The organism is Planktothrix sp. PLAVEN19ND (assembly GCF_057220675.1).
Genome location: NZ_CM170132.1, coordinates 2952671 through 2971477, shown reverse-complemented (window position 1 = coordinate 2971477; position 18807 = coordinate 2952671). Strand labels below are relative to the sequence as shown.

The 18807-nt window shown below is 38.4% G+C and carries 14 protein-coding genes; 10 read left to right on the top strand and 4 right to left on the bottom strand.

What is annotated here, in order from left to right; genetic code table 11:
• Positions 1-70: 70 nt before the first annotated feature.
• The 10 genes from gyrA (at position 71) to AC2D3N_RS13000 (ending at position 11181) form a co-directional block, all read left to right on the top strand.
• A complete protein-coding gene (gene gyrA, locus AC2D3N_RS13045) occupies positions 71-2620 on the top strand; it encodes a DNA topoisomerase (ATP-hydrolyzing) subunit A (RefSeq protein WP_484691093.1) in 2550 nt (849 codons plus the stop codon).
• 246 nt (positions 2621-2866) lie between these two features.
• Positions 2867-4207 carry an ABC transporter ATP-binding protein gene (locus tag AC2D3N_RS13040; protein ID WP_484691092.1) on the top strand — a complete coding sequence of 447 codons (1341 nt, stop codon included), beginning with the start codon at positions 2867-2869 and terminating at the stop codon, positions 4205-4207.
• 34 nt (positions 4208-4241) lie between these two features.
• Positions 4242-4658, top strand: a complete 417-nt coding sequence (gene arfB / locus AC2D3N_RS13035) for an alternative ribosome rescue aminoacyl-tRNA hydrolase ArfB (protein ID WP_484691091.1) — start codon at positions 4242-4244, stop codon at positions 4656-4658.
• 157 nt (positions 4659-4815) lie between these two features.
• Positions 4816-5001, top strand: a complete 186-nt coding sequence (locus tag AC2D3N_RS13030) for a hypothetical protein (RefSeq protein ID WP_484691090.1) — start codon at positions 4816-4818, stop codon at positions 4999-5001.
• A 303-nt stretch (positions 5002-5304) separates the two neighbouring features.
• Complete coding sequence (locus tag AC2D3N_RS13025; RefSeq protein WP_484691089.1) at positions 5305-6462, top strand: HesA/MoeB/ThiF family protein; 1158 nt, start codon at positions 5305-5307, stop codon at positions 6460-6462.
• An 8-nt stretch (positions 6463-6470) separates the two neighbouring features.
• On the top strand, positions 6471-6725 hold the full coding sequence (locus AC2D3N_RS13020) for a ubiquitin family protein (protein WP_026787947.1): 255 nt from the start codon (positions 6471-6473) through the stop codon (positions 6723-6725).
• A 2-nt stretch (positions 6726-6727) separates the two neighbouring features.
• Positions 6728-7237 (top strand): ubiquitin-conjugating enzyme E2, encoded by a 510-nt coding sequence (locus AC2D3N_RS13015; protein WP_484691088.1) that lies wholly within the window; start codon positions 6728-6730, stop codon positions 7235-7237.
• Complete coding sequence (locus AC2D3N_RS13010) at positions 7234-7998, top strand: Mov34/MPN/PAD-1 family protein (protein WP_484691087.1); 765 nt, start codon at positions 7234-7236, stop codon at positions 7996-7998. The genes AC2D3N_RS13015 and AC2D3N_RS13010 overlap by 4 nt, the downstream gene beginning before the upstream one ends.
• A gap of 261 nt (positions 7999-8259) precedes the next feature.
• A complete protein-coding gene (locus AC2D3N_RS13005) occupies positions 8260-10458 on the top strand; it encodes a tetratricopeptide repeat protein (RefSeq protein ID WP_484691086.1) in 2199 nt (732 codons plus the stop codon).
• 24 nt (positions 10459-10482) lie between these two features.
• Positions 10483-11181 (top strand): hypothetical protein, encoded by a 699-nt coding sequence (locus AC2D3N_RS13000; RefSeq protein WP_484691085.1) that lies wholly within the window; start codon positions 10483-10485, stop codon positions 11179-11181.
• A gap of 112 nt (positions 11182-11293) precedes the next feature.
• On the opposite strand, the gene AC2D3N_RS12995 is transcribed toward AC2D3N_RS13000, so the two are convergent.
• The 4 genes from AC2D3N_RS12995 to AC2D3N_RS12980 form a co-directional block, all read right to left on the bottom strand.
• Positions 11294-11551, bottom strand: a complete 258-nt coding sequence (locus AC2D3N_RS12995; protein WP_484691084.1) for a type II toxin-antitoxin system HicB family antitoxin — start codon at positions 11549-11551, stop codon at positions 11294-11296.
• Between the two features lie 252 nt (positions 11552-11803).
• The gene (gene rpoD / locus AC2D3N_RS12990) at positions 11804-12985 is read right to left on the bottom strand and encodes an RNA polymerase sigma factor RpoD (RefSeq protein WP_079681111.1); all 1182 of its coding nucleotides are present in this window, start codon (positions 12983-12985) and stop codon (positions 11804-11806) included.
• 503 nt (positions 12986-13488) lie between these two features.
• A complete protein-coding gene (locus AC2D3N_RS12985) occupies positions 13489-16107 on the bottom strand; it encodes a M1 family aminopeptidase (RefSeq protein WP_484691083.1) in 2619 nt (872 codons plus the stop codon).
• A 236-nt stretch (positions 16108-16343) separates the two neighbouring features.
• Positions 16344-18683: a CHAT domain-containing protein gene (locus tag AC2D3N_RS12980; RefSeq protein WP_484691082.1), complete on the bottom strand. Its 2340-nt coding sequence runs from the start codon at positions 18681-18683 to the stop codon at positions 16344-16346.
• Between the last annotated feature and the right edge of the window lie 124 nt (positions 18684-18807).

The window sequence follows — 18807 nt, the reverse complement described above, 5'->3', positions numbered from 1 at the left end:
CGTGATCGAAACAACCGATCACGCCATAATCTAAGATCAGAACCCTATCGCTGTAGACTCAACTAAACTCATGGCTAAACAGTTAAACCTCTTTTCTGGGCAAGTGATCACAACATCGCTTCATACCGAGATGCAACAATCGTACCTCGAATATGCCATGAGTGTGATTGTTGGTCGAGCTTTACCCGATGTTCGCGACGGGCTCAAACCTGTACATCGTCGGATTTTATATGCGATGCACGAATTGGGGCTGACTCCCGACCGTCCCTACCGCAAATGTGCTCGGGTAGTTGGGGATGTTCTGGGTAAATATCACCCCCACGGCGATCAATCGGTTTATGATGCTTTAGTCAGATTGGTTCAGGAGTTTTCCAGTCGTTATCCATTATTAGCAGGTCATGGTAACTTCGGGTCTGTGGATAATGACCCCCCGGCGGCAATGCGTTACACCGAAACCCGTTTAGCTGCGGTTGGTCATGAAGGGTTACTCTCCCAAGTCGGGGAAGCTACAGTTAATTTTATTAGTAATTTTGATAATTCTCAACAGGAACCCACGGTTTTACCCGCCCAACTGCCGTTTTTATTATTAAATGGATCTTCGGGAATTGCTGTCGGGATGGCGACGAATATTCCTCCCCATAATTTAGGGGAGGTGGTCGATGGACTCATTGCCTTAATTGATAATCCTGAATTATCCGATCAAAAATTAATCGAATTGATTCCCGGGCCGGATTTTCCCACGGGGGGAGAAATTATTAGCACCGAAGGAATTGCTGAAGCTTATCATCACGGAAAAGGCAGTATTGTGGTGCGGGGGGTGGCGAAAATGGAAGAAGTTCCCACCGCCCAAAAACGTCGGACTAAAAACGCAATTATTGTCACGGAACTCCCATTTCAGGTGAATAAAGCGGCTTGGATTGAAAAAATTGCCGGGTTAGTAAATGCGGGAAAATTAGAAGGAATTTCTGATATTCGGGATGAAAGCGATCGCGAAGGAATTCGAGTCGTGATTGAATTAAAACGGGAATTTTCCCCCGAGGTGGTGTTACATCATCTCTATCAACAAACGGAATTAATGACTAAGTTTGGGGCGATTTTTTTAGCCATTGTCAATGGACAACCTAGACAATTAAGTTTAAAACAAATTCTCCAAGAATTTCTCACCTTTAGGGAACATACTTTAACCCGTCAATATCGCCATGAATTAGAAGCCGCCGAACGTCGCTGTCATTTAGTGGAAGGGTTATTACTGGCTTTAGAAAATTTAGATAGTCTGATTGAAATTCTCAGAAATGCCCCCGATGGTTCCACGGCAAAAATAACCTTAGAAAATCAATTAGGGTTTAGTGATATTCAATCCGATGCTATTTTAGCCATGCCTATGCGTAGGTTAACTGGGTTAGAAAGGCAAAAGTTGCAGGAAGAATTTACCCAATTAACAACTCATATTGAACAGTTAAGACGGTTACTGGATGAACGTCCTGAACTGTTAAAATTCTTAAAAAAAGAATTGCGATCGCTTAAACGAAAATATGGCGATGAACGACGGACTCGAATTATTTATCCCCAGGGTCAGACTACTATTACATCTGACGATAAAACCGCTAAAAAATCCAAAGAAAAGATCTTAGAACTCACATCCCCTCCCGATGTATTACAACCCTTACCCCCGGTGGATGAAGAAACCGTAATTGAAATTACCCATCGCGGTTATATTCGGCGAGTCTCTCCCAAAACCGCAGATTCTAAACGGAATCAAACTGAAAATAAGACCGCTATTAATATTGAGGAAACCGATGATTTTATCACCCAAACCCACAATACTCAAACCAGTCAAAATCTAGTGATGGTGTTGAAAACTGGAAAAGCCTATCCCTTGAGTGTAGCGGATATTCCTGTGGGTAACAATCGTTCCAAGGGAAAACCCATTATTACCTTATTATCACCTTCCGCCTATAAAGATACATCAATTAATCCCCAAGACTTAATGATTGCTCAATTTCTATTATCAGCTTTTCCCGATAAAACCGATCTAATTACCCTAACTCAACAAGGGAAAATTAAGCGTTTACCCTTAATAGAATTAGCGGAATTAACCAACCGAGGGAGTACCATTGTTAAACTAAAAGATGACGATGAATTATGTTTTGCTACCCTAGCTAAACTCGATGAAAAAGTAGTCTTAGCCACATCCGGGGGGCGACTCTTACGATTTGATCTCAATGATGAACAACTACCTCCTATGGGTAAAGTCGCCCAGGGTTCCCAAGCAACTCGGTTAAGACAAAAAGAACATTTAATTGGATGTGTTACCCTATCACCTAAAGGCAGTTTATTATTAGTCACAGAACAGGGTTATATTAAACGAATTGCGATGGAATTAGTGCGGGGAAGTAACCGAGGTGGAATCGGAATTTCCATGATCCAGTTTAAATCTCCTAATGATATATTAGTAGGAATTGCCCCGGCTAAACCCCGACAACAGATCCATCTGTTAACCAGTGAAAATCGAATTATTCATGTTCCCACGGATCAAATTCATCTATCCACAAAAGATAGTACAGGCGATCGCCTTTTCAAACTCAAACCCGATGAAAAAATCATCTCGATCAAATCCTAGGGTATTGAATTAACAGTCAAAGTCCCCCTTGTTAATGGGGATTTAGGGGGATCTAATCTCGGCTATAATTAGGGGTTTTGGGCTAAAACTGATATCGATAGCGGTGACATTTATCCCCTACACTAAAATAGTAAATTTCTTAATTTGAACCCAAGTCCTAGATCCCCCCTAACCCCCCTTAAATAAGGGGGGAACTAGAAAGTAAAACCCGATTCTATACTATCAAGAAAATTAGGTAAAATTAAAATGGCAGAAGTTATTTTAGATAATATTTATAAAAGTTTTCCCACCCGTCGTCAAACCGCCTCCGAGGAAAAAAACTCATCGGAACTCTTAGAGTCAACCCTCACCCGTCAGGCGATTTTAAAACGGGTACATCTGAATATATTGGATGGGGAATTCATGGTATTAGTCGGGCCTTCCGGTTGTGGGAAAAGTACCCTATTGCGATTAATTGCGGGCTTAGAAACCATTACGGGCGGTAATATTTATATTGGGGATAAATTAGTTAATGAATTACCCCCCAAGGCGCGAGATATTGCCATGGTGTTTCAAAATTATGCCCTATATCCCCATTTAAAAGTTTATGATAACTTAGCCTTTGGGTTGCGTCGTTCCTATCGGCAAACAGAACCTAAACAGCCTTTAATTATTCCCAGAAAAGACTCTAATTTAGGTTCTAATCAACAATTATCCTTGACCCTTGGAGATTATGAAATCTTCGCGCCCCTGTGGTTAGAAGATGCTATTGTAAGAATAACGCGATCGCTTCCTTCCCAATTTCGCTATCTTTCAGAACGAGAAAAAGCCGTATCCGAAAGAGTCTTAACCGTTGCCCAATTATTACAAATTGAATCCTTATTAGATCGATATCCCAAACAATTATCAGGCGGGCAAAAACAGCGTGTCGCATTAGGTCGAGCCATGGCTAGAAATCCCCAGGTTTTCTTAATGGATGAACCCCTATCTAATTTAGATGCAAAATTAAGAACCGAAACCCGGGCTCAAATTGTAGAATTACAAAAAAAATTAGGGACAACTACGATTTATGTTACCCATGATCAAGTTGAAGCCATGACCATGGGGTCAAGAATTGCGGTGATGAATCAAGGTAGAATTCAACAAGTTGCTCCCCCTTTAGAACTTTATAATCGTCCTAATAATCGCTTTGTAGCAGAGTTTATTGGCTCTCCCCCCATGAATTTTATTCCGATTCAATTTATCGCTCCTTTATTAATTACCCATGCTCAATTCCGTTTAACTTTACCCGATATTTGGCAAACGGTTTTACCTCGCCAGAAGGAAGAAAAATTAATCTTAGGAATTAGACCGGAACACTTAATTGTTAGTTGTCCAGCTACTAAAAATTTACCCGTAATTGTTGATAGAATGGAAGCATTAGGACATGAAACATTATTATGGGTTCATCTATTCGGAGAAAATAATCTTTCTTTCTCCTTACAAGTCAGAATTCCCGCCGAAACGAAATTTGTACAGGGTGAAAAAATTTGGTTAGCCCTCACACCGGAAAAAATTCATTTATTTGACCCAAAAACAGACTTAGCTATTCTTCCTTCCCGTGTTTAATTTTGCTATTTTTTCCTAAAATTATTAATCAATTATGTTAAAAATTTCTAACACTTTCAGCCTTCCAGAGCATGAGATTGAAATGAGTGCAATTCGCTCTCAGGGAGCCGGGGGACAAAATGTTAACAAGGTAGCAACTGCAATTCATCTACGTTTTGATATCTCCGCTTCTTCATTACCTGAACAGTATAAAAAGCGACTATTAACATTAAATGATCAGCGTATTAGTCAAGAAGGGGTAATTATTATCAAAGCCCAGAAACATCGCAGCCAAGAACAGAATCGAGAAGACGCTTTACAACGACTTCAAGACTTAATTAAAAGTGCGATTTCGCTTCCCAAACCCCGCAAACCGAGTAAACCGACTCGGAGTTCCCAGAGAAAGCGTTTGGATAGCAAAACTAAACACTCACATTTGAAGATAATGCGGGGAAAAGTTATTGATGAGTAAAAGAAGTTTATAAGGGCGGGTTCAACAATATCTTTCCTAATTAACAGCAACTCGACTGAACTCGCCCCTACTACTCTAAAAAATTTTTGAAAATTTGCGTAATTTTGTTCGCAGGTGGCAATAGGTCAGGAGAAACGATCATGAGGGATTAGTGACCATGCGTTACGATAATTTTGGCCCAGGTGAGGACGGTTACAACAACAACGACCACGAATATGACTCTGACCGAGATACTCAGGATAGTTACGATGATTACCGAGAACAAAACGACTTAGATCGGGAATTAGAAAGAGATTCAGAACGGGAGATGTGGGAGGGAAACGAATCAGATTCGGACTGGTAGCACCATCACCCCTGAGTTTTAGAGAGCTTATTTTAGCGAAATAGCTCCACTAACGAGGGGGTAAATTGAGCCGAAATATTAAAAAAGATGAAAGTTCGGTAATTTTACTGATTTACAAAATCATAGACAAGTTATAACCTTTAATCTATAAGTAAACTGATAGTTCTCTTATCAGTTATTTCTCCCATAGCCCCTAAGTTGCAACGATGGATCTGGATTGAGATTTTTCCTTAATCGTCCCACTCATTGCTACTCGGTAAATTCCTCTATTTTAGGGGGACTATAAACTCTAACTTGGCTCTGATGGATTCATTTGTTATCGAAACTGAAGTTGAAAGCCGTTATGATCGGCACCATTTAATTGATTGGTGGCAACAAGAACGATTAAAATCTGCAAAGGTTTTAATTGCAGGAGCAGGTGCATTAGGAAATGAAGTTCTTAAAAACCTAGCCCTTGTTGGTGTTGGTAATATAACTATCATTGACTTTGATACTGTTTCTATTACCAACCTGACCCGTTCTGTTTTATTTCGAGAGTCTGATGTGGGATTGCCAAAAGTCGAAATTGCACGTCAACGAGCTTTAGAAATTAATCCCGAATTATCTATCCAAACAATTTACGGAGATTTGGAATTTGATCTCAGTATTGGAGATGTCCGAAAACATGACATTATTATTGGCTGTTTAGATAGTGTAAATGCACGCTGGGCTATCAACCAAATGGCTTATCGCGCTGGAATTCCTTGGATTAATGGTGGTCTTGGTGTAGGGGAAGGAGAAGTTAGTTTTTTTGACCCTAAAACCGAGGCAGCTTGTTATGAATGCAGCATTTCTAATGCAATGTGGGAACGACGCAACCAACGTTATTCTTGCCAAGGAATGAAGCGGAATATTCCAGAAACAGCAATGCCAACCACTGCCACAATTGCTTCCATTGTTGGAGCGATGCAAGTACAGCAAGCCTTACTTTATTTACATGAACAACCGGGTTTTCTCAACCCTGGAGAAAAAGTGTTTTTAGGCTTAAATCCTTGGATGGTATTTAAGGTACAAATTCAACGCCAAGAAACTTGTATTGCTCATGATTTAGCTCTTGAACCTCAAGTTCAGATCGGTTATAATTCTAATCTGACAATTCAACAAATTCTTAAGCAGATTGAAGAATCTGGATTTCCAGAACCGATTCTCTCATTGCGAAAAGAAATCATTAGTACAATGCAATGCTTGAATTCAGAATGTGGTTATCAAGAGCGCGTTAATCTTCCTCTAAGTCGATATTCTGAATCTAAACTGGCTTGTCCTAAGTGTCACCAAGAAAGAAGTTTTGAAGTGATTCAGAATTTTTCACTACAGGAATGTGGAGAAGATTTAACCTTGGGAGAATTATGTCTACCAGAGAACGAGATACTACATTGCAAGACCTCGAAAGGTCAAATCGCAATTCAGTTTTGTCCAATTTAGGAGTTAGTATGTCTGATTCAATTTCTTTAGTAATTCGCTCGGCTGATCAAACTCGTAAAGCGTCTGTGACTTTGCCTAAAAATCTCAGCGTTGAAGAACTGGTTCAAGCTACGCAACAACGTTGGAACCTTCCCAATAAAACCAGTTACGCTGTGCGTGTAGAAAGAACAGGCCAACAACTTGATCCAGGAACAACACTAGGAACAGTTGGGGTTATGGAAAATGATGTTCTCGAAGTTTATCCTATTTTAGAGGCAGGTTGATTATGGGAATTCGTGAAACACGCTTAGAAAATGACTTTAATGAAGTTTCACAACTGATTGCTAATTCAGGTGGAACTATTGCTTTAATTTCTAGCCAAGGTAAACCCGCTTATGAATATGTGATTGAATACCGATGCAAAGGAATTGAACGATTACAAGGTAATGATCCAGTTTTTTGTACAAATCATCGAGTTAAAATTACTCTCAGCAATGACTATCCAAAAAATTCACCTTCTGCTGAGTTTTTAACCCCTATTTTTCACCCTAATGTTTATACAAACCAACGTGTTTGTCTGGGTTCCTATTGGACAATGGCAGAAAATCTTTCTGAATTAGTGATTCGGATTGGCAAAATTATCCAGTATTCCAAGGACGTTCTAAATTTGAATAGTCCTGCTAATGGTGATGCAAAAGACTGGGCTAATCGGAACCCTAACCGTTATCCAGTGGATAATCAAACCTTCAAAAGTGCTAAAAAGCCACAAGCTCAAATCGTTTGGAATGATGTATGAATTGGAGTACAACTTTCATTGAAAAACTAGAGAAAATATTGGCTTTTGTAAAAGCTATGGTGGCAAAAAAAAATGATTCAGAAACCTTGGGTTTGCCTCAAGCACAAGAAAATTTAAGGCCAGAAATGCTTGATCAGGATGAATCAATTCCAGATGAATATAAAAAACAGGAGGTGATTAAATCTCAATCAATGATTGAATGGGTAGAATCTGAGGATGTTTTTAAACCAACAGAAAAGCCAATTCAAGAATTTATACAAGAGCGCAATATTACTCCACAATACCCTAAAGTTTATATATTAGAAGATGCTCTAAAAAATCTAATAGAGCATTTACAAAGTAACTTAAGGGTTGAACAAGGGGGAATTTTATTTGGTAATGCTTACACTGATCCTACGTTTGGGATTTATGTGGAAGTAACAGCCGCTGTACCTGCACCCGCAACCATTGGAACTGGAGCATCTTTAGAATTTACACCAGATTCTTGGGTCGGAATTATGAACCACGCTAAAGCAACTCATCCAGAAGCAAATATTATTGGCTGGTATCATTCTCACCCTAATATTGGTGTCTTTATGTCGGGAACAGATATGCGGACTCAACGCTCTTTTTTCCCCCATCCTTGGTGTTTATCCATTGTCTGTGATCCAGTACAAAATAAAATTGGTTACTTTTTAGGGGAACAAGCTCAAAAAGTCCAACCTAATTTATTTAAGACTCAAGACACAAGACAAGAATCCGTCAAATCCGATACCAATTAATAGGAGATCACAACTTCAAAATCCCATAGATTGTTTTTGAGCTTTAGCTTTTACTGAATATCCTAAAGTTTAATAACAATCTATGAGAACGATATTATTATTTTTGAATCCCCCTAAAATTTTTAATCAAAATGAAATGGTTGTTAATTTTATTAGATAATTTTTATAAGTTAACAACCTAAAAAAAGTATTATAAACGTATTTTTAATTAAAAAATAATTTTTTTATTTTACTACCAGACCAAACGGAAAAAATAGACCTATGAGTAATGAACAGACTGATAACCCAGGAGGAACTTGCGGCTGTATAAGCTTAAGCTGTTCAGTCTTCTTGTGTTTATTAATTCCGCCCCTCTGGTTTATTGTTATTCCATTAGGTTTATGGTGGATTATATCTATTTTTAATAATGTGGCATCTTCTAACAATTCACAATCCGCCTCTGAGTCGTCTACTTCTCAAATGCAAAATCAAGCCAACACTACAAGCTCGTCTTCTTCTGCAACTGTAGATAGGCATGGTATTAGTTGGATAGAAGATCCCACATCTACAACATCATCATCATCACAGACATCAAATCCTATTGTTGATCATGATTTTTTAAGCGGAAGTCAACACTTCTTTGATATTGATGAACTGTTGAGAAACTTAATTGGACAAAAAGATGTAGTCACTCGACAAGAATTTAAACCCGGAGAAACAATTTATCTTTGTGTTCGCTGTCAACTCGGCTATCATGAAGAAAGTTACCGATTTCTCAATAATAGATGTAATCAATGCGAAACAAATGATAAAACAAAAGCCTATACTTTACCCCACCAGATGTCTTTCGATGACTATTATAATCAGGGTATTTCAGCATTTAATCATAAAAACTATGAGCAAGCTATTGACAAATTTACTAGAGCATTAAGCCTTAATCCTAATCATGCTGATGCTTACGCTTGGCGAGGTTATGTTTATCTTTATCATTGTCTAAATAAGTATCAGCAAGCTATTGACGACTGCAACCAAGCCATTAGGCTAAATCCTAATTATGTTAATGCTTATATTAACCGAGCAAATGCTTATAATTATCTGAAAAATTACGAGCAAGCTATTGACGACTGCAATCAAGCAATTAGGCTGAATCCTAATGATCCTAATGCTTATAATAACCGAGCATTTGCTCAGATGGAATTAGGAGAGTATCAACAAGCTATTGATGACTGTAAAGAAGCGATTAGACTTAATCCTAATCATGTTAATGCTCATCAACATCTAACTAATGCTAATAATCGTTTATTTGAGCAATGTTTTAATCAGGGAATTAATCTGTTTAATAAAGAAAAATATCAGCAAGCTATTGACAAATTCACTAGAGCATTAAGCCTTAATCCTAATCGTATTCAGGTTTATGGTTGGCGCAGGGAGGCTTATATTCGATTAGGTCAATATCAGCAAGCAATAGAAGATTGTACCCAAATTATCAGGGTTGATCCTCATGATATGCCTGCTTATGTTAGACGAGGTTTTGCTCATCTGTCATTAGGAGAGTATCAACAATCTCTTGAAGATAGTAATAGAGCTATTAGTCTTATTAGTCTTAGTTTTAATCAGACTGATACTGATAGCTGGTTATCTCAAGCCTATACTCAACAAGGTGATGCTCATCAAGCTTTAGGAAACAGTAATGAAGCTATTGAAAATTATCAAAAATCTTTAGATATTGCCCCTAATGATGATCTTCGAGCTAAACTAGATGCTTTACAAAATCAAGTAACCCAATCAAGCCAAGTTTCCACAAATATTTTAACCTTCGATGAATTTTTTGGTTTAGATCAAATTATTGAAAATCAAGAAAATACTGCTCAGGTTAACAAAATACTATGGGAAGATATTCCGAAAAATATTCAACTTGATGTTGAAATCGATAACTTTTCTGAAAAGCAAGATGATAACCCATTTGAAATGGAATTTTTACCCCAGAAAATACCTGATATACTACTTGAATCTAATGAGCTTGATATTGATGCAAGTTATGATCCTTTTAAAATTGAAATTTTAACAGATCAAGCTCATGAAGATATTGAAATTCTATTTGAGGAGGCAGATCATGAAATTTCTACAATCACTTTATTACAAGAGCTACAATTAGCCAAAGAAAAATTACAAGCCAGAGATTATCAAGCAGCAATTGAAAAATTTAATTTAGTCTTAAATCATAACCCTGATGAATTTGAAGCCTATTATCATCGAGGAATAGCTTATGCTGAAATAGGTTTATATTCAAATGCAATTCGAGATTTTAATAAAACTATAGCGTTAAACAAATATAATGCTGAGGCTTACTTTCAACGAGGTATGAACTACAAACAAACAGGAGATTATAAACAAGCTATTAGAGATTTTGAGTTTACTTTATTTTTGAAACCCAATCATTCTCTAGCTTACCAAAACAAAAAACAATTGATGAATCTTTAATTACCCAAAAACCAGGAGATCAACATGAAAAAATTCTACTGTATCGAACCGGATTTATGTATGAGTCAGCCCGAACTTATTATTCAAAGTTCCAAAGATATTGTTTTACCTAAATATCTTTATACACAACTGATTTATCTCAAAAATGGTAATTTTGCAAATGCAACCACAACTGCTACTCAAATACTGGATGTTTTAGAGGCGGGAGCCCATTCTAATGATTTAATTTTTAGAAACCTTAATAATGGAATAATCTATTTTATCAATGAAAAAAATTATGGCGATCAGTTGAATATCTTAAATATACCTTTGGATAATAATAACTTATTAGATTGTTATTTATTAAGTTCACTGCATCTTGCTGAAATCCTAGAATCTCAAGTAGTATTCCTGGCTAGTAGTCCAGAACTACGGAGAAAATGCCATTCCCTCAATATGGAAATAATGGTTGTAGAAGAATTCTTGGTTGGGGGTGAAACTTGGTTTCAACCTGAATTGTTTTTACCCTTACAGGAGTCAACCGTACAACAGGAAGTAACTGTCCCAGAAATGACCCAACAAGAATCTAATAACCGAGAATCAACTATTAATAATATCCCTGAAATCCCATTTCTTATAACTGAACCAGAATCTCCCCAAGATAATTCTTTACCTTCTATTCAATGGCGAGACATCCCAATGCCGCCAAAACCTAATAATATTCAGTGGATAGATGTTATTTGAAATTCATAATCTCCCATGTTGGGATTGTACCATTTTCGATGAGAACCACCGCCTCGCCTTGAAATTTCTTGGCATCCCATTTGTTTTAATTTTTGTGCTACCTCTCTATATTTCATTTTGTACCAATGGGAATTAAACTTTCTGTCCACAGGGTCATATCTTCTCCTATCGGCTTTAAAACAGCAGGTAAGGGTTGGTTTAAATCTTGATAGGCTTCAATTAAAGCTTGTAAAGCATCGGATACATTAGGAATAACTTCTTCTAAAGTATCAGCTTCAGTAATTAAATTGGGCAAAAGAGGACAAGTAATTGTATAACCTCCTTCGGGTTGAGGTTCTAAAATTAAGGGTAGTTTATAAATGGCATTCATAAGTTATTAAACTTGCTTTAATTTAATTGTATCGCTGGTTAAGAAAAAAGTGGTTATTTTATATACATAAACAACAAAAATCTGCCGAAACTTTATATTTTTTCAAAGTCTGTTTCGGCAGGTTAATCCTTAACTGTGATGTTTCCATAAACGGGTTGATAAATTGCAGCCTGAGTTATCCTCAATAGAGGATAATTAAAAAATTTATTTCTCAGAATCCAATTGTTTCAACCCGAACAGAAATAACCGCAATTAACGGATATACTCTTTCAAAATGCTATTGCGGTTAGGATGACGTAACTTTCTTAACGCCTTCGCCTCTATTTGACGAATCCGTTCCCGGGTGACATTAAAAATCTGACCAATTTCTTCTAATGTCTTCATCCGACCATCATCTAACCCATAACGTAGACGCAGTACATCTCGTTCTCTGGGACTGAGGGTATCTAATACATTTTCTAAGTCTTCTCTTAATAGATTCTTAGAAACTTGATCTTCAGGAGTTTCGCCATCGGATTCAATAAAATCTCCTAAACGAGAATCCTCCTCTTTCCCAATCGGTGTTTCTAAAGAAATCGGAAGTTGAGCCGATTTAGCAATAAACCGTAACTTCTCGATGGTCATTTCCATGCGAGTCGCGATTTCTTCTTCCGTGGGTTTGCGGCCCATTTCTTGGGACAGTAACTTGGTAGTTTTTTTAATCCGAGAAATGGTTTCATACAGGTGAACTGGTAGTCTAATTGTCCGAGATTGATCGGCAATTGCCCGGGTAATCGCTTGACGAATCCACCAGGTCGCATAGGTGGAAAATTTGTAACCTTTTTCGTGATCAAATTTCTCGGCGGCGCGAATTAATCCTAAACTGCCTTCTTGAATCAAGTCTTGGAAAGAAAGACCCCGATTCATGTATTTTTTGGCAATGGAAACCACCAGTCGTAAATTAGACTGTACCATCTTATCTTTTGCCCGGCGGCCAATATATAGACGGCGGCGGAATTCTGGCAACCTCATTTCAACGGCACTCGCCCATTCCTGCTCATTGGGTTCGCGGTCGTAATGTTCCATCAGTTTCTCTCGAATTCGCTCTAGTTCGAGTAAGTCGGCAATTTTACGAGCGAGTTCAATTTCTTCATCCGCGCGCAATAATCGAATCCGACCGATTTCTTGCAGATAGAGACGAATCGAATCTTCCGTATAGTGTTTTTTCTTGGTCTGAGTTCGACGCCGAGATTTCGCCCCTTTAGGAGCCTTGCTCTCGTCATCTTCCTCCCCAATCACATCCCCTAAGATTTCTTCTTCATCGATTAAATCTTCTTCATCCGGTTCCATATCATCTAAGTCCGGAGGGATTTTGCTGGCAAGGTTTAACGGTAATGTTTCTATCTTGGGCGACGAAATTGTTGTGGTTGCGAGTCCGTTGTTACTGTGGGTCATGCCGCGTTCCTCATGCTCCTCAATTAGTAAAAATTAATTACAGAATAAAGATGTCTATTCATAGACCCCTGAACCAGTGACAACTGAATCCAGGTTTAAATATTTACCCACTGAGTTACCGAGTGAGTGATTGCAACCCACTTCAGTCCTAGCATAGTGAAGGCAAATATTCAAAGGTGATCATTGGATGACGCCAAGACCTTTTCGATTGTAGCCTTTTTGACAAAAATTGCACGGTTTGTCAAAAAAGAAATCTGATCATCGTTCATTCACCGACGGAGAATTGATCAAGTAGGGGGTCGAGTACAACTATCTAACCTGTTTGATTGTTCTTTACTTGTAAGTTAACTTAAATCTCCCCGTTTGGGACTCAATCAAACGTTAAATCACGTTAAGTTTTTGACGTCGTTAGGTTGAATTATTATTCAATACGGGGGAGATAAGTTCTATACAAGGTTTTTACCCTTCAAGATCGAGAAATGTCTCGCGCCTGGTATCCGGTTTTATGACTTGCTGGATTTACTTTTTGCCTCTAAGGTTTCCAGACGACTGCGAAGGTCTTGATTTTCCTTTTTGATTTTGTCGAGTTCCTCCCGCAGTTTTTTCAACGCTGGTTCAGAACCGATTTTTCCCTGAACAGTCTGAATAGCTTCTTCCGCCCGACGGCGAACCCGTCCATCTAGGGTTTGGTCGGCTAAAGATTGCAACACATCCATGGCTTTCGGGGTTTCCATCTGTTCTAGGGAGGCAACCACGGCTACTTGAGTTAGGAAAAAAGCCTCATTCGATAATTCTTCCAACCGTTGGACAATGCGTTCGGTATTGGTGGGGGTTTGACCCGTGGAAATACTCCCTAAAGCCCGAATGGAAGTTAACCGCAAAGCCTGGGGAATACCGGGGGCGGTATATTTTAAAATCAGGTTTAAGGCATCTTCTGAGGTTTTCATTTTACTCAATCCTGAAATTGCCCCGGAACGCACCACCTCATTCCAGCCTTCCCGTTCTTTCAGGACAGATTTTAATAGTTTAACGGTTTGTTCAACTAAATGTTTATCCTCGAGATGGGTAGCGGCAATTTCTCCCAGGGCGGCGGCGGTGGTCGCTTCCACTAAATAACTCGGATCTCCTTTTTCTAAAAGGGGTTTTAAGACTTGATAACTTTCGGTGGTTTTCAGTTTAGCTAAACTATGAATCACCGCCCGTCTGACCCGGGCATCACTGTCATTTAATCCTTCAACTAATCCCGGGAAAACTTGATCTAATTTCACCCGCACTAATTGTTTAGCAACTTCTACCCGTACTCCCCAAAAGCCATCATTTTTTAAAGCGTTGGATAGGGCTTTAACGGCTTCTAATCCGCCTTTTTTAGCTAAGGCTTTAGCAGCATAAATTCGAGAAATTGGATCAGGATCATGGTGTAATTGGGCTTTTAATTCCGCCACCGCATAATCCAAGGTTACGGTTTTGAGGATATTATTATTGACATCAAAACTAATAAAAGCGGGTTTTTCTTCTAAGGGAAAATAGAAGGTTTGTTCCTTTTCATGAACCTGCACCGTAAAGGTTTTGAGTTTGACCTCGGTTTCGGGAGATTTTTTCTCGGGTTTATAGCCAAAACCAATCGGTATTTTCAAATCAAACAGGTTACTCTCGCTGAGTTTATCGCTATCGGTGGCTTGGTTTTGTTTAATCGTAATTTTGGCTAATTTATTATGATTATCCCAACTATAGGATACTTTATAATCAGGATGTCCGCCTCGGAATACATATTGATCAAATAGGGGAAGTAAATTAGCTCCGGTTGATTTTTCCAGTGCGCGTAATAAATCAACGGTTTCTACGGTTTGATGGGCATTATCTTGAACAAAAGTTTGAATCGCTTTTTTAAAAAGTTCATCTCCTAATTCAGTTCTAATTAAATGATAAACACAAGCGCCTTTTTCATATAAATGGCGATCGTAAAGTTCAATGGCTTCTCGATAAATATGGGTAACAATGGGGCGACGATAGCGAGAACTATCCTCGGAAAAATAGTTTCTGGCTTGATTTAAACGATAATAAGCTGCGTCGTCTTTGCCATATTCCTGTTCCGTCCATAATACCTCAGTATAGGTCGCCATACCTTCTTTAATCCAGGCGTGTGACCAATGTTTAATGACGACTAAATCCCCGAACCATTGATGGGCTAATTCATGGGCAACTAAACTTTCTGTGTTACGATTATCTAGGGTGGCTCGTTCATCTAATAAACAGCGATCGGTTAATAGGGTTGTAGAGGTATTTTCCATCCCGCCAAAAATGAAATCATCTACACAAACTTGAGCATATTTAGGATAGGGGTAGGAATAGCCAAAATATTCAGAGAAAAATCCAATCATTTTTGGAGTTTTCCCCATGCTTCTTAGAGCATCTTCTTGGCGATTTTTCTCAACATAATATAAGACGGGAATTCCATTCCATTCATCTTTAATTTCGGCAAAATCTCCCACCGCTAAGGTCATTAAATAAGTGGGATGCACTTGTTTTTGTGACCAATGATAAATTTTAGTTTTGCCTTTGGTTTCGGTATTAATTAATTCCCCATTAGAAATGGCTAAATATTGTTTAGGAACTTGTACCCGAATTTCTGAGGTTGCCAGTTGTCCGGGGTAGTCAAAGCAAGGGAACCAAAAGCGAGAATCTTCATCCTCTCCCTGTGTCCAAACTTGAATCGGTTTATCGGGATAATCTTTATTGGGACTAATAAAATAAAGTCCGCGTTGGGGATTGGTAACGGAATAATTAATGACAATTTTAATTAATTGATTGACGGTTGTAGGTTGCTGTAGATAAATCTGTAGTTGTTCCCCATCATAGTCAAATTCCTGCTGATTTTGCTCTATTTTTATGTCTTTTATTTCTAAGTTAACGGCATCTAAAGTTAAGGTTTCTATGCCATTTTTAATCGGATTCAAATGTATGGTACAAGTTCCTTGAAAACTTTGATTAGGAATATCGAGAACTAAGTCCAGAAAAATATGTTCTACTTGACCCGGACGGTCAGGGTTATAGTGGGGACGAGCGCCAGGTAACTCAAAGGATTTGTGAGTATTGGTTTCTGGATCAAAGTAAAAATTCAGCATCGAGTACAATCAAGCTCAAGAATAAGGGATAATCAAACGCTAATGCGTATTGCTTTATTATATAGCAACCCGTGTAGGATTTGTGTTCAAAACCTGTAGGGGTTGGGTCTCCCAACCCTCTTGGAACCTGGGTTGGGAGACCCAACCCCTACGATAAAATGTGACAACCTAGACGCGGATTGCTATAGTTTTAATCCATGCTATAAAATTAGGGTTTTTGAGGGAAATCAAGACTGTCAATCAGCTTGACCGATGATCATAAAACCTGCCCAATGTTTGGGTTGGGGATAGTTTTTCATCGTAATTAACATTGCTTGGCGCAAGGCTTGGGCTTGATCATTGGTTTGTTGGAGTTGCTGATAAAATGTTTGCATCAATTCAAAGGTGGGAGTATCGTCAACTTTCCAGAAAGAGACAATTAAACGGGGAACTCCAGCAGCGATTAAAGAACGAGATAACCCTAAAATCCCATCGCTGGTAATCGTTCCTGCTCCCGTATTACAAGCACTTAAAACAACTAAATCAGCCGTTAAATTTAATCGGAGAATTTCTTCAGAGGTGAGTAACCCATCATCGGATACTGAGGGGGAAAAGGCGATCGCCCCGGGAATTCCAGACTCGGTTAAGTCACTCAAAATTCCGTGAGTTGCCAGATGAATATAACGGGCTTTTTCTATTTGTTGAATCACGTTAGATTCCGTGGCATTTTCCCCTAACAACGGTTCGGTTTCAAGTAGTTTAGCAATGGCGATCGCTTCTTTCTCACTAGCCGGAAGGGGTTGTAAAAATTGAGGTTCTTCTCCGGGTAATAAAGCTACTTTCGGCATATTAGGATTGCCCACCACTAACGCGGTTTTTTCCCCATTTCTGGGCTGTTGTTTTTGTTGCTCTGCGGTTAATTGTAATAGTTGAATTGATGGAGCAGTTAAAATAGTATGATTTTGAATTAAATAGTTTCCCTGTTCATCCACTAAAGCCGCAAAAGGCACTAATAATAAGTCTTGATGGGGAATAAAAATAATCCGATCCTGGGGATTTTCCGGTAATAAATCCGCAATCGGAGCGATTAAAAGCTGATACAATTTATTGAGTTGTTTATTAGTCACATCATTTGCTATTAGCCCTGAAGTCCCTGAATCTAGGCTAATACGAGTTCCCCGAATGAGCTCATTTAGGGGAGGCAACGGTGGGAGTTCTTCGCGACTTAACATAGGCACGAGGTTATCTGTATTTAAACTTGTTAAATCAACAGACCGAAACTGCACGCTACCATCGGGTTTAATCACCCAAATTAATAAGGTGGAATTTTGCTTAAATTGATCAACAATAACCGAATATTCAACTAATGTAGCATTTTGCCTTTGAGCAACTTTTTGAATATCCGAAAAGTTAGGGGATTTTACAGAAATTGAGGTTAATTTTTTCGGTGATATATTATTTTGCGCTACCAACTCAACAAACGCTCTAGCTCTGCCACGTTCGGCAACTTCTAAGGCTTTCTCAATTTGTTTTTGCTCAATTAAAACCTGTTGTAAAACCCCATAACTTTTTGAAAAAGTTTCAAGGAAAGAGACTTTGTTCGCATCACTTAACCCGGGACGTAAAGACTCAATAATTGCCAGGGCAGAATAGAGGGTTTGAGTGGCTTCATTCAATTTTCCCACTGCAAACTCAGCCACCCCTAAATTAATTAATGTCACCGCTTCTCCCCGTTTATCTTGGATATTTCGGCGAACTTCTAAGGCTTTTTTATAGAACTCGAAAGCTTGGGGATATTGATTCTGAATCCGATAAATATAACCGATATTATTCAACGCTTGCCCAACGGCTTCTAAATCTCCGACTTTTTCCATCATTGGCAAGCCTTCTTGATATAATGTTAAGGCTTGATCATAGTCTTTAAGTCGTTCATAAACTGCCCCTAAATTAATGATGACTTGACCAATTCCTTGAGCATCCTGTTCTGTTTTGGCTAATTTTAAAGATTGCTCAAAGGCAAGTTTAGCTTGTTCATATTCCCCTAAAGAAATATAGGCTGTAGCGATATTATTAAAAATAATTCCTTCCGTCCGGGTATCATCTAGGGTTTTAATTACTATTAAGGCTTGTTGAAAGTAGGATAATGAGTTTCGATGCTTTCCTAAAGCTTGATAAATCGCCCCTAAATTAGATAAAATATTAACTTCGCCCGACTTTTCGCCCAGTTTCTGAACTAATTTTAAAGCCTGTTCAAATCCTTGAATTGCCTGGGGATATTGACTTAAACTTAGATAAGCAGTAGCTTGATTATTTAAAGCTACACTAATACCCGCCTCATCGTTTAATTGTTGATAAATTTTCAAGGCTTTTGTCGAGCTTTCTAATGCTAAATTATTAGCACCTTGATTCCGATAAGCTAGGGCTAAATCATTGAGAGTTGCGGCTTCTAAAAATTGATTGTTTTTTTGTTTTGCGATCGCCAATAATTTCTCTAATATAACAATAGCTTGGGTGAAATTTCCTTGATCAATCTGTTCGTATGCCCTATCATACATCTGATCTAATTCAGCATGGGACTGAGCGAATGCTAAAGGCATAATCAAACCCCATTGTAATTGTATCAATAATGTAACCGCACCCATTCCCCAAGAGCAAGTCTTTAGTCCCATAACCTTTATAATCAAAAAATATCCACTTTATTTGATAGAATTTTAACTTATA

Excerpts from the sequence above, each read along its gene's own strand:
- gyrA (WP_484691093.1), top strand. The coding sequence starts at position 71 with ATGGCTAAACAGTTAAACCTCTTTTCTGGGCAAGTGATCACAACATCG.
- AC2D3N_RS13040 (WP_484691092.1), top strand. The coding sequence starts at position 2,867 with ATGGCAGAAGTTATTTTAGATAATATTTATAAAAGTTTTCCCACCCGT.
- arfB (WP_484691091.1), top strand. The coding sequence starts at position 4,242 with ATGTTAAAAATTTCTAACACTTTCAGCCTTCCAGAGCATGAGATTGAA.
- AC2D3N_RS13030 (WP_484691090.1), top strand. The coding sequence starts at position 4,816 with ATGCGTTACGATAATTTTGGCCCAGGTGAGGACGGTTACAACAACAAC.
- AC2D3N_RS13025 (WP_484691089.1), top strand. The coding sequence starts at position 5,305 with ATGGATTCATTTGTTATCGAAACTGAAGTTGAAAGCCGTTATGATCGG.
- AC2D3N_RS13020 (WP_026787947.1), top strand. The coding sequence starts at position 6,471 with ATGTCTGATTCAATTTCTTTAGTAATTCGCTCGGCTGATCAAACTCGT.
- AC2D3N_RS13015 (WP_484691088.1), top strand. The coding sequence starts at position 6,728 with ATGGGAATTCGTGAAACACGCTTAGAAAATGACTTTAATGAAGTTTCA.
- AC2D3N_RS13010 (WP_484691087.1), top strand. The coding sequence starts at position 7,234 with ATGAATTGGAGTACAACTTTCATTGAAAAACTAGAGAAAATATTGGCT.
- AC2D3N_RS13005 (WP_484691086.1), top strand. The coding sequence starts at position 8,260 with ATGAGTAATGAACAGACTGATAACCCAGGAGGAACTTGCGGCTGTATA.
- AC2D3N_RS13000 (WP_484691085.1), top strand. The coding sequence starts at position 10,483 with ATGAAAAAATTCTACTGTATCGAACCGGATTTATGTATGAGTCAGCCC.
- AC2D3N_RS12995 (WP_484691084.1), bottom strand. The coding sequence starts at position 11,551 with ATGAATGCCATTTATAAACTACCCTTAATTTTAGAACCTCAACCCGAA.
- rpoD (WP_079681111.1), bottom strand. The coding sequence starts at position 12,985 with ATGACCCACAGTAACAACGGACTCGCAACCACAACAATTTCGTCGCCC.
- AC2D3N_RS12985 (WP_484691083.1), bottom strand. The coding sequence starts at position 16,107 with ATGCTGAATTTTTACTTTGATCCAGAAACCAATACTCACAAATCCTTT.
- AC2D3N_RS12980 (WP_484691082.1), bottom strand. The coding sequence starts at position 18,683 with ATGCCTTTAGCATTCGCTCAGTCCCATGCTGAATTAGATCAGATGTAT.